11 protein-coding genes are annotated in these 11,957 nt (G+C 53.1%); 7 read left to right on the top strand and 4 right to left on the bottom strand.

Annotated elements, in window-relative coordinates:
• From leuC to leuL, 4 genes are all read right to left on the bottom strand, one after another.
• On the bottom strand, window positions 1-1,401 hold the full coding sequence (gene leuC, locus ACMGGE_RS13190; RefSeq protein WP_420293845.1) for a 3-isopropylmalate dehydratase large subunit: 1,401 nt from the start codon (window positions 1,399-1,401) through the stop codon (window positions 1-3).
• A 2-nt stretch (window positions 1,402-1,403) separates the two neighbouring features.
• Window positions 1,404-2,495, bottom strand: a complete 1,092-nt coding sequence (gene leuB / locus ACMGGE_RS13185) for a 3-isopropylmalate dehydrogenase (RefSeq protein WP_420293844.1) — start codon at window positions 2,493-2,495, stop codon at window positions 1,404-1,406.
• A complete protein-coding gene (leuA, locus tag ACMGGE_RS13180) occupies window positions 2,495-4,066 on the bottom strand; it encodes a 2-isopropylmalate synthase (protein ID WP_008501997.1) in 1,572 nt (523 codons plus the stop codon). The genes leuB and leuA overlap by 1 nt, the downstream gene beginning before the upstream one ends.
• A 91-nt stretch (window positions 4,067-4,157) precedes the next feature.
• Entirely contained in the window at window positions 4,158-4,244 is an 87-nt protein-coding gene (leuL, locus tag ACMGGE_RS13175) for a leu operon leader peptide (RefSeq protein WP_071530973.1), read from the bottom strand.
• A gap of 587 nt (window positions 4,245-4,831) precedes the next feature.
• On the opposite strand from leuL, the gene leuO reads away from it, so the two are divergent.
• The 7 genes from leuO to ftsL all read left to right on the top strand — a co-directional run bounded on the left by leuO (window position 4,832) and on the right by ftsL (window position 11,944).
• Window positions 4,832-5,794, top strand: coding sequence for a transcriptional regulator LeuO (gene leuO, locus ACMGGE_RS13170; RefSeq protein ID WP_275430302.1), 963 nt, complete (start codon window positions 4,832-4,834; stop codon window positions 5,792-5,794).
• A gap of 380 nt (window positions 5,795-6,174) precedes the next feature.
• Entirely contained in the window at window positions 6,175-7,899 is a 1,725-nt protein-coding gene (gene ilvI, locus ACMGGE_RS13165) for an acetolactate synthase 3 large subunit (RefSeq protein ID WP_420293843.1), read from the top strand.
• A 1-nt stretch (window position 7,900) separates the two neighbouring features.
• On the top strand, window positions 7,901-8,392 hold the full coding sequence (ilvN, locus tag ACMGGE_RS13160) for an acetolactate synthase small subunit (RefSeq protein ID WP_063620771.1): 492 nt from the start codon (window positions 7,901-7,903) through the stop codon (window positions 8,390-8,392).
• A 179-nt stretch (window positions 8,393-8,571) separates the two neighbouring features.
• Window positions 8,572-9,579 carry a catabolite repressor/activator gene (gene cra / locus ACMGGE_RS13155; protein ID WP_008501993.1) on the top strand — a complete coding sequence of 336 codons (1,008 nt, stop codon included), beginning with the start codon at window positions 8,572-8,574 and terminating at the stop codon, window positions 9,577-9,579.
• A 600-nt stretch (window positions 9,580-10,179) separates the two neighbouring features.
• A complete protein-coding gene (mraZ, locus tag ACMGGE_RS13150) occupies window positions 10,180-10,638 on the top strand; it encodes a division/cell wall cluster transcriptional repressor MraZ (protein ID WP_021240528.1) in 459 nt (152 codons plus the stop codon).
• Between the two features lie 2 nt (window positions 10,639-10,640).
• A complete protein-coding gene (gene rsmH, locus ACMGGE_RS13145; RefSeq protein ID WP_021240527.1) occupies window positions 10,641-11,582 on the top strand; it encodes a 16S rRNA (cytosine(1402)-N(4))-methyltransferase RsmH in 942 nt (313 codons plus the stop codon).
• A complete protein-coding gene (gene ftsL, locus ACMGGE_RS13140; RefSeq protein ID WP_008501989.1) occupies window positions 11,579-11,944 on the top strand; it encodes a cell division protein FtsL in 366 nt (121 codons plus the stop codon). Before rsmH ends, ftsL begins: the two co-directional genes overlap by 4 nt.
• Window positions 11,945-11,957 lie beyond the last annotated feature (13 nt).

Here is an 11,957-nt window from a genome sequence, read left to right as displayed (position 1 = left end):
TTATTTCAGGCTGCGAATGTCGGCGAAATGGCCGGTGACTGCCGCAGCGGCGGCCATTGCCGGGCTGACCAGATGGGTGCGCCCACCGCGGCCCTGACGGCCTTCAAAGTTACGGTTGCTGGTGGAGGCACAGCGCTCACCCGGATTCAGGCGATCGTTGTTCATGGCCAGACACATGGAACAGCCTGGCAGGCGCCACTCGAAGCCTGCTTCGATAAAGATCTTATCCAGACCTTCGGCTTCCGCCTGGGCTTTCACCGGACCAGAACCTGGAACGACCAGCGCCTGCACGCCCGGTGCGACTTTACGGCCTTTGGCGATCTCTGCCGCCGCACGCAAATCTTCGATACGAGAGTTGGTGCAGGAGCCGATAAACACCTTATCAATGGTCACGTCGGTCAACGGCACGCCGGGCTTCAGCCCCATATAGGCCAGCGCTTTTTCCGCACTGGCGCGCTCGACCGGATCGGCGAAGGAAGCCGGATCGGGAATGGCGTCGTTGACGGAAATCACCTGACCCGGGTTGGTACCCCAGGTCACCTGAGGGGCAATCTCTTCTGCCTGCAGCGTGACAACGGTATCAAACATTGCCCCGTCGTCGGTTTTCAGGGTTTTCCAGTACGCTACCGCGTCGTCAAAATCCTGCCCTTTCGGCGCGTGCAGACGGCCCTTCACATAGTTGAAGGTCGTTTCATCTGGCGCGACCAGCCCGGCTTTGGCACCCATCTCAATGGCCATGTTGCACAGGGTCATGCGACCCTCCATGCTCAGCGCCTGAATAGCGTCGCCGCAGAACTCAACGACGTGGCCGGTACCGCCTGCGCTGCCGGTTTTACCGATAATCGCCAGCACGATATCTTTCGCGGTAATGCCTGGTGCCGCTTTGCCCTTCACTTCAATCTTCATCGTTTTGGCGCGACCCTGCTTCAGGGTCTGCGTCGCCAGCACGTGTTCTACCTCGGAAGTGCCAATCCCGAACGCCAGGGCGCCAAACGCGCCGTGGGTTGCGGTATGGGAGTCACCGCAGACGATGGTCATGCCCGGCAGGGTAATCCCCTGCTCAGGGCCCATCACGTGGACGATGCCCTGATACGGATGGTTCAGGTCGTACAGCTCAACGCCAAATTCATTGCAGTTCTTAATCAGCTCCTGCATCTGGATACGCGCCATCTCACCCGAGGCGTTAATGTCTTTAGTCTGGGTGGAAACGTTGTGATCCATCGTCGCGAAGGTTTTACCCGGCTGGCGCACTGGACGCTTGTGCGCGCGCAGGCCGTCGAATGCCTGGGGAGAGGTCACCTCGTGTACCAGATGTCTGTCGATATACAGCAGTGGGGCTTCGTTTGGTGCTTCGTAGACAACGTGCGCATCAAACAATTTTTCATATAACGTCTTAGCCATGATTACACCCCTTCAGCGACATAGCGGGCAATAATGTCGCCCATTTCATCGGTACTGACTGCCGCCGTGCCGCGTGCTAAATCACCGGTACGAACGCCTTCTTCTAACGCCCGGTTAATGGCGTTTTCAATTGCGGTTGCTGCATCGCCTGCATCCAGGCTGTAGCGCAGCAGCAGAGCCAGAGAGAGGATTTGCGCAATCGGGTTAGCGATGTTTTTGCCGGCGATATCCGGTGCGGAGCCGCCCGCAGGCTCGTACAGGCCGAAGCCTTCTTCATTCAGGCTGGCGGATGGCAGCATGCCCATCGAGCCGGTGATCATCGCGCACTCGTCAGAGAGAATATCGCCGAACAGGTTGGAGCACAGCAGCACGTCAAACTGGGACGGATCTTTAATCAGCTGCATGGTCGCGTTGTCGATGTACATGTGCGACAGCGCAACGTCCGGGTACTGTTTAGCGATTTCATTGACGATCTCGCGCCACAGAATGGAAGACTGCAGCACGTTCGCTTTATCAATCGAGGTCACCTTATGGCGGCGTTTGCGCGCCGACTCAAACGCGATATGGGCGATACGTTCAATTTCGAAGCGGTGATACACCTCGGTATCGAACGCTTTTTCATGCTGACCGCTGCCTTCGCGCCCCTTGGGCTGACCGAAATAGATCCCACCGGTCAGTTCACGTACGCACAGAATGTCGAAACCGTTGGCGGCGATATCGGCGCGCAGCGGGCAAAACTCTTCCAGACCCTGGTACAGCTTCGCCGGACGCAGGTTACTGAACAGTTTGAAATGTTTACGCAGCGGCAGCAGCGCGCCGCGCTCTGGCTGCTCTGCTGGCGGCAGATGTTCCCATTTTGGACCACCGACGGAACCAAACAGCACGGCATCGGCATTTTCACAGCCTTCCACGGTCGCTTTTGGCAGTGGCGTACCGTGGTTATCAATCGCAATACCGCCCACATCGTAGTGGCTGGTGGTGATTTTCATCGCAAAACGCGCGCGAACGGCTTCCAGTACTTTCAGCGCCTGTGCCATCACTTCCGGGCCAATACCGTCGCCCGGTAACACAGCAATATGGTAATTCTTCGACATTACACGGTTTCCTTGTTGTTCTCTTTATTCTGAGCTTTGCGTTGCAACTCTTTTTCGACTTCGGCGGCGCGCCAGATGTTATTCAGCACATGCACCATCGCTTTCGCGGAGGATTCAACGATATCGGTCGCCAGACCCACGCCATGGAAGCGGCGGCCATTGTGGGTCACAACAATGTCGACCTGGCCCAGTGCATCTTTGCCGTGGCCCTTGGCCGTCAGGTCATATTTGACCAGCTCAACGTCGTACTCGGTAACGCGGTTGATGGCCTGGTAAATCGCATCGACAGGTCCATTACCGTTAGCTGCCTCTGCTTTAATTTCATCTCCGCAGGCCAGCTTGACCGAGGCGGTGGCGATGTCGCTGGATCCGGACTGCACGTTGAAGTAATCCAGACGGAAGTGCTCTGGTTCTTCCTGCTGTTTGTTAATAAAGGCCAGCGCTTCCAGGTCATAGTCGAACACCTGCCCTTTTTTGTCGGCCAGCTTCAGGAACGCGTCATACAGCTGATCCATGTTGTAATCGCTGTCCTTATAACCCATCTCTTCCATGCGGTGCTTCACTGCCGCGCGACCGGAACGGGAGGTCAGGTTCAACTGGACCTGGTTCAGGCCGATGGATTCCGGGGTCATAATTTCGTAGTTTTCACGGTTCTTCAGCACGCCATCCTGATGAATACCGGAGGAGTGCGCGAAGGCGCCAGTGCCGACAATCGCTTTGTTGGCCGGAATAGGCATGTTGCAAATCTGGCTGACGGTCTGGCTGGTGCGCCAGATCTCGTTGTGATTGATGCGGGTGTGCACGTCCATGATGTCCTTGCGCACTTTGATCGCCATGATCACTTCTTCCAGCGAACAGTTGCCCGCACGTTCACCGATGCCGTTCATCGCGCCTTCTACCTGACGCGCGCCAGCGTGGACGGCGGCGATAGCATTGCCCACGGCCAGACCCAAATCATCGTGGGTGTGGACGGAGATAATCGCTTTATCAATGTTTGGAACGCGGTCATACAGGCCGGTGATGATGTTGGCGAACTCAAACGGCATGGTGTAGCCGACGGTGTCCGGGATGTTGATGGTTTTGGCGCCCGCGTTAATGGCAGCTTCCACGACGCGCGCCAAATCGTCGATTGGCGTACGGCCTGCATCTTCACAGGAGAATTCAACGTCATCGGTGTAGTTGCGTGCGCGTTTCACCATGTACACCGCGCGCTCAATCACCTCATCCAGCGTGCTGCGCAGCTTGGTGGCGATGTGCATGGGCGAGGTGGCGATAAAGGTGTGGATACGGAACGCTTCGGCCACTTTCAGTGACTCGGCTGCAACGTCGATATCTTTTTCTACACAGCGCGCCAGACCACATACGCGGCTGTTTTTAATGGTGCGGGCGATGGTCTGGACGGATTCGAAATCACCCGGAGACGAGACCGGGAAACCCACCTCCATCACGTCGACACCCATACGTTCGAGAGCCAGCGCGATCTGCAGTTTCTCTTTTACACTCAGGCTTGCCTGTAATGCCTGTTCACCGTCACGTAAAGTAGTATCGAAAATAATGACTTGCTGGCTCATGGGTTAGGTCCTTGTCAGTCTTAGGGCGCCTTGCTACGAGCATAAAAAAACCCGCGCAGTGGCGCGGGTTTTTAGTCTTACTGGTGACGATTCAACGCTGAATTTCGCCCGCCAGTCTACCGCGCACAGTGGATGCGTTTAGTAGTAGTAGACCGGTGAAACGAATGGTGCGAATCATGAATCGTGCTCCGTTAAATTCAATATGCTTTTAGTGGTACTGGATACGGCAGTTGATGTCAACCCCTGACGATAAAAACGGACCCGACGGGCGGAACTGGCAGGATTTTACTTTAGCTAATTGTGCTGGTTTTGGCTTTTGCGAACCGACTAATTGTCTAATTTTGGACTGAAGAAAACAGTTGCAGAAATAAATAAATATAATTGTTTAAAATGAGTGACGTGCGTTACAGAGAGTATTCTGTACATAAAGGGGTTTACTATCATTAAGTTATAATTACGGTGAATCTATTACGCGTCGCTAAAAAATGAACAGAGGTAACATGTTATTAACTAACTAATGAGCGGTGGCGATAACAGTTTAATAATACTTAAGTCATCATTAATCTGGCGGTCATTGTGTATTTACTTGGTTTATGGTTTCATTTAAATCCTAAAGTCAAACATATCATTTGCGCTATTTTCTTTTCGTTTGTATAGCGTCTTTATATATTCTGAATTTTAAATAATTCTCTTTCGCTGATCGTATTGGCATGATAAATCATATTTTTCGAGATTATTACCGTACGTGAGCAAAGGGAGTGTAGCGTGACAGTGGAGTCAGAAGTGTCAGAAAATAATATTAAACAACCTCAAGCTACTGATGGGATTAAACCGCAGTTACGCACGGTGGATCTTAATCTTCTGACGGTGTTTGATGCTGTCATGCAGGAACAGAATATCACCCGCGCGGCCCAGGCGTTGGGGATGTCACAACCTGCTGTGAGTAACGCCGTTGCCAGGCTTAAGGTCATGTTTAACGACGAATTGTTTGTTCGTTACGGAAGAGGGATCCAGCCTACTGCGCGCGCATTCCAGCTGTTCGGCTCAATCCGTCAGGCGTTGCAGCTGGTACAAAACGAGCTGCCGGGATCGGGCTTTGAACCTTTAAGCAGCGAGCGCACATTTCATCTGTGTGTCTGCAGTCCATTAGATAATTATTTAACCTCAATTATCTATAATAAAGTCGAAGAGATCGCGCCAAATATCCATCTGGTTTTTAAATCATCCCTGAACCAAAGTACAGAGCATCAGTTACGCTATCAGGAGATTGAATTCGTCCTTGGGTATGAAGAGTTCCGTCGTCCTGAATTTTCCTGCGTACCGCTGTTTAAAGATGAAATGGTTCTGGTGGCCAGTAAAAATCATCCCCGGCTGAAATATCCGCTACGCGAAAATGATGTCTATAACGAGCAGCATGCCGTTGTTGCCCTCGACAGATATGCTTCCTTTAGCCTGCCATGGTATGACTCTGCGGATAAGCAGGCGAGCGTGGCTTATCAGGGGATGGCTATGGTCAGCGTATTAAACGTTGTCTCCCAAACACATCTGGTGGCGATTGCACCGCGCTGGCTGGCAGAAGAGTTTTCTGACCCGTTAAATCTGCAAATTTTGCCTCTGCCGCTTAAGTTAAATAGCCGAACCTGCTATCTCTCCTGGCATGAAGCGGCCGGAAGGGATAAGGGACACCAGTGGATGGAAGAGTTGCTGGTCGGTATCTGCCGCCGGTAAACGCATCAGGATAAATCGCATCGGATTTTGTGATTTATCCTGAATTTTTATAGATAATTACTATTTTGTTCTGTGATGCATTTTTTCGGGCCGCTCTTCGGTACGCAAAAATAGATGATTTCCTGCATTGCCCCGCTTTTCAGCGATGATTTATCACACCGTCCTCTATTCCCAGAGGAATTAACCATATCTTCAGTTAACGGCTGCTTTTTCTGCTTTACGCACCGTTTATCTCCCCGGGTTTGCTAATTGCCTGCCTCATAACGAGCGGTTAAGGTAAAGAACACTCTGCAAAATATAAGATTGGTTCATCCCGATCGTAAGACGGTGCGGAAATGAATTCGGCAGTCCGTCTATAACAAAATGCCTGGAGGCAAAGCATGGAGATGTTGTCTGGCGCGGAAATGGTCGTGCGGTCGCTGATCGATCAGGGCGTAAAGCAAGTGTTCGGCTACCCTGGCGGCGCGGTCCTGGATATTTATGATGCGCTGCATACGGTAGGGGGCATTGACCATGTTCTGGTACGTCACGAGCAGGCGGCTGTACACATGGCCGACGGTCTGGCGCGTGCGACGGGTGAAGTAGGCGTGGTCTTAGTCACGTCCGGCCCCGGCGCGACAAACGCCATTACCGGTATTGCGACGGCGTATATGGACTCTATCCCGCTGGTGATCCTCTCCGGGCAGGTAGCAACCTCGCTGATTGGCTACGATGCTTTTCAGGAGTGTGACATGGTCGGGATTTCCCGTCCCGTTGTGAAGCACAGCTTTCTGGTCAAGCAAACCGAAGACATTCCCGGCGTACTGAAAAAAGCCTTCTGGCTGGCAGCAAGCGGACGCCCGGGACCGGTGGTGGTCGATCTGCCTAAAGACATTCTGAACCCGGCAAACAAGCTGCCGTACGTCTGGCCTGACTCGGTGAGCATGCGTTCTTACAATCCGACAACGCAGGGGCATAAAGGACAGATCAAGCGGGCGTTGCAAACGCTTCTGGCAGCCAAAAAACCGGTCGTCTATGTCGGCGGCGGGGCGATCAACGCTGCCTGTGAAACCCAGCTTCGTGAGCTGGTCGAAAAACTCAACCTTCCTGTGGCGTCGTCGCTGATGGGGCTGGGGGCGTTTCCCGCCACTCACCGCCAGGCGCTGGGCATGCTGGGTATGCACGGTACCTATGAAGCCAACATGACGATGCATCACTCCGATGTGATCTTTGCCGTCGGCGTGCGTTTTGACGATCGCACCACCAACAATCTGGCGAAGTATTGCCCGAACGCCACCGTGCTGCACATTGATATCGATCCGACGTCCATTTCAAAAACGGTGTCGGCTGATGTGCCGATCGTCGGTGATGCTCGTCAGGTTCTGGAACAGATGCTGGATCTGCTGACTCAGGAGAACGCGACCCAGCCGCTGGATGATATCCGCGACTGGTGGCAGCAGATTGAACAGTGGCGAGCGCGTCAGTGCCTGAAATATGACACGCAAAGCGAAAACATTAAGCCGCAGGCGGTCATCGAAGCGGTGTGGCGACTGACGAAAGGTGAGGCGTATGTGACCTCAGACGTGGGCCAACACCAGATGTTTGCCGCCCTGTATTACCCGTTTGATAAACCGCGTCACTGGATCAACTCGGGTGGCTTAGGCACCATGGGCTTCGGTCTGCCTGCCGCGCTGGGCGTGAAGCTGGCCCTGCCGAATGAAACCGTCGTCTGCGTGACCGGAGACGGCAGTATTCAGATGAACATTCAGGAGCTGTCTACCGCACTGCAGTATGAGTTGCCGATTCTTGTGCTGAACCTGAATAACGGCTACCTCGGCATGGTGAAGCAGTGGCAGGATATGATTTACTCTGGCCGTCATTCGCAGTCCTATATGCAATCGCTGCCGGATTTTGTTCGTCTTGCTGAAGCTTATGGCCATGTTGGGATGCGAGTGACCGATCCGGCCGAGCTGGAAACGAAGCTCGCACAAGCGCTTGAGCACGTTAAAAACAACCGCCTTGTCTTTATGGATGTGATTGTTGATGGAACCGAACACGTTTATCCGATGCATATTCGGGGGGGCGGTATGGATGAAATGTGGTTAAGCAAAACGGAGAGAACCTGATATGCGCCGGATATTATCGGTTTTACTGGAAAACGAGTCTGGCGCACTGTCGCGCGTCATTGGTCTTTTTGCGCAGCGCGGTTATAACATTGAAAGCCTGACCGTCGCGCCGACGGAGGATCCCACGCTGTCGCGCATGACGATTCAAACCGTTGGCGACGCCAAAGTGCTTGAACAGATTGAAAAACAGCTGCATAAGCTGGTTGATGTGCTGCGCGTGAGCGAGCTGGGGCAGGGGGCCTACGTTGAACGTGAGGTCATGCTGGTGAAAATCCAGGCCACCGGCTACGGGCGTGAAGAAGTTAAACGCAATGCGGATATTTTCCGCGGACAGATTATCGACGTCACGCCTTCTCTTTATACGGTTCAGCTGGTTGGGACAAGTGACAAGCTGGATGCTTTCCTGACGTCCGTGCGGGATGTGGCAAAAATTGTTGAAGTCGCAAGATCGGGTGTCGTGGGTCTGTCACGCGGCGAGAAAATCATGCGTTAGTTGTCAAAAAGGTTCGCCTCTTTCTGCCCGGTCACCAAAGCCGGGCTTTTTTTTGCGTAATCAGCCGACAACGCAGATAAAAGCGGTTGCCGCGAAGGCTTTTCTGCGTTTAGATGTTAAAAGATTTAACCATAACCTTGACAGGGCCATGGACTCTTTTCTTTTTTTAAGGGGCAATTGTGAAACTGGATGAAATCGCCCGGCTAGCCGGCGTGTCACGAACAACGGCCAGCTATGTGATTAACGGTAAAGCAAAGCAGTACCGTGTCAGCGACAAGACCGTTGAAAAAGTTATGGCGGTGGTTCGTGAACATAACTACCATCCGAATGCTGTCGCAGCCGGTCTGCGCGCCGGGCGCACCCGCTCTATTGGTCTGGTGATCCCGGACCTGGAAAACACCAGCTATACCCGTATCGCCAACTATCTTGAACGTCAGGCGCGCCAGCGTGGCTATCAGCTGCTGATTGCCTGCTCGGAAGATCAGCCTGATAACGAGATGCGCTGCATTGAGCACCTGCTCCAGCGCCAGGTGGATGCCATTATTGTTTCGACCTCCTTACCGCCAGAACATCCGTTCTACCAGCGTTGGGCGAACGACCCGTTCCCAATCGTGGCGCTGGATCGCGCGCTCGATCGTGAACATTTCACCAGCGTAGTGGGTGCGGATCAGGATGATGCCGAAATGCTGGCCGCAGAGCTGCGGACGTTCCCGGCGGAAACGGTGCTGTATCTTGGTGCGTTGCCCGAGCTTTCGGTGAGCTTCCTGCGCGAGCAGGGATTCAGAACCGCCTGGAAAGACGATCCGCGCGAGGTTCACTACCTCTATGCCAACAGCTACGAACGTGAAGCCGCCGCGCAGCTGTTCGAGAAATGGCTGGAAACCCACCCGATGCCTCAGGCGCTGTTCACGACCTCGTTTGCGCTCTTGCAGGGCGTCATGGATGTCACCTTACGCCGTGAAGGTAAACTCCCCTCCGACCTGGCGATTGCCACGTTCGGGGATAACGAGCTGCTCGACTTCCTTCAGTGCCCGGTGCTGGCGGTTGCACAGCGTCACCGCGACGTGGCTGAACGCGTGCTGGAGATTGTGCTGGCGAGTCTGGATGAACCCCGCAAACCAAAGCCGGGCCTGACGCGTATCAAACGTAATCTCTACCATCGCGGAATTTTAAGCCGCCAAAAATGAAATGACTGGGGCGGCGAAATCTGCCCCATTTTGCTACGATAATTCGTGCGGATAATTCCCGGAGAGAAATTAGGATAATTCTTGTGAGATCATAATCGCCTATTTTTCTTAATTCATTTTGGCTTTTAAATTGTTCTTTAAAGAACATCTCAGCGATTTTAAACGGTATTCTTTGTATTATTTTGTTACAAACCCTCTTCGGTCGATGAATATTCAGACGTTTTTTCCTCTTCCTTTGCCAGCTTACGTGCTAACCACTGCGCTTACCGTGTGCCTGGGTGAATCTGGCGCTGTCATCCCCTGAGAATCTGTCATAAAATGCTGCCCGCGTCGCAAACTGACACTTTATATTTATCTGCGATGATATTGAGTGAGCCTTAACGCTAGTGTGCATATTCGGTTTTTTTCTTACAAATATTCATAACGTTAATTTTGCCTCGCCAGTTGTGCAGTTATTAACCAGGACTGTTTAACTCTGTAAATAGAGGGCTTTCGAGTCCTTATACGGAGAGTCCTGGCTTGACAAGCTTTTCCCTCGCTCCGTAAACTCCTTTAGGTGGGAATTTGTGGGTTAAAGTGGTGAGGAGGGGTGAGACTGGCATGTTCCGTGGAGCAACGTTAGTCAATCTCGACAGCAAAGGGCGTTTATCGGTACCAACCCGATACCGCGACCAGCTGATTGAGAACGCTGCGGGTCAAATGGTTTGCACCATTGACATTAACTCCCCCTGCCTGCTGCTTTACCCCTTACCTGAATGGGAAATTATTGAGCAAAAGCTGTCGCGACTGTCGAGCATGAACCCGCAGGAACGCCGCGTGCAGCGGCTGTTATTGGGACATGCCAGTGAATGTCAGATGGATAACGCAGGGCGATTACTGATTGCCCCTGTGTTGCGGCAACATGCCGGTCTGACAAAAGAAGTGATGCTGGTCGGGCAGTTCAACAAGTTTGAACTGTGGGATGAAACGACCTGGTATCAACAGGTCAAGGAAGATATCGACGCTGAGCAGTCTGATTCCGCGACATTATCGGAACGACTGCAGGACTTGTCTCTATAAATATGATGGAAAATTATAAACATAAAACGGTGTTACTGGACGAGGCCGTTAACGGCCTGAATATTCGTCCGGATGGCATCTACATTGATGGCACATTTGGTCGCGGTGGCCACTCGCGTTTGATCCTCTCCCAACTGGGTGAGGAGGGACGTCTGCTGGCAATCGATCGCGATCCGCAGGCAATTGCCGTTGCACAGACCATCAATGACCCACGCTTTTCCATCGTGCATGGACCTTTCTCTGCGCTCGCGGACTATGTGGCTGAGCGCGGCCTGACGGGCAAGATCGACGGGATTCTTCTCGATCTTGGCGTCTCTTCACCCCAACTTGACGACGCTGAACGCGGTTTCTCCTTTATGCGTGATGGTCCGCTGGACATGCGGATGGACCCGACGCGCGGACAATCCGCCGCCGAGTGGCTACAGACCGCTGACGAAGCCGATATTGCATGGGTCATTAAAACGTTTGGCGAAGAGCGTTTTGGCAAACGTATTGCGCGCGCCATTGTTGAGCGCAACCGCATTGAGCCAATGACCCGCACCAAAGAGTTGGCCGAGGTGATCGCGGCAGCGACCCCGGTGAAGGATAAGCACAAACATCCCGCGACCCGTACCTTCCAGGCGGTTCGCATCTGGGTAAACAGTGAACTGGAGGAAATAGAGCTGGCGCTAAAAAGCTCGCTCGACGTGCTTGCCCCGGGTGGGCGGTTATCCATCATCAGCTTCCATTCGCTGGAAGACCGTATTGTGAAACGCTTCATGCGTGAACAAAGCCGCGGTCCACAGGTGCCAGCGGGGCTGCCGATGACGGAAGAACAACTCAGGAAGCTGGGTGGCCGTCAGTTGCGAGCATTAGGCAAGTTGATGCCGGGCGAAGAAGAAGTGGCAGAGAATCCACGCGCCCGTAGTTCAGTGCTGCGTGTTGCAGAGAGGACGAACGCATGATCGGCAGAGTGACAGAGACCCTAAGCAAAGTTAAGGATTCGTTAGGAAGCAACGAGCGCCATGCCTTGCCTGGCGTGATCGGCGACGATCTTTTGCGGTTTGGGAAACTGCCACTCTGTCTGTTCATTTGCATCATTGTCACGGCAGTAACGGTGGTGACGACAGCCCACCATACACGTTTATTGACTGCGCAACGCGAGCAGATGGTACTGGAACGCGATGCGCTGGATATTGAATGGCGAAATCTGATCCTTGAAGAAAATGCGCTCGGCGATCACAGCCGGGTTGAACGGATCGCAACGGAAAAGCTGCAGCTGCAGCATGTTGATCCTTCACAGGAAAATATCGTAGTACAAAAATAAGGGAAAACGCGAC

It is taken from the genome of Enterobacter sp. BNK-22 (assembly GCF_048684805.1).
Classification (GTDB): domain Bacteria; phylum Pseudomonadota; class Gammaproteobacteria; order Enterobacterales; family Enterobacteriaceae; genus Enterobacter; species Enterobacter quasiroggenkampii.
This window is presented reverse-complemented; position numbering and strand designations above follow the sequence as displayed.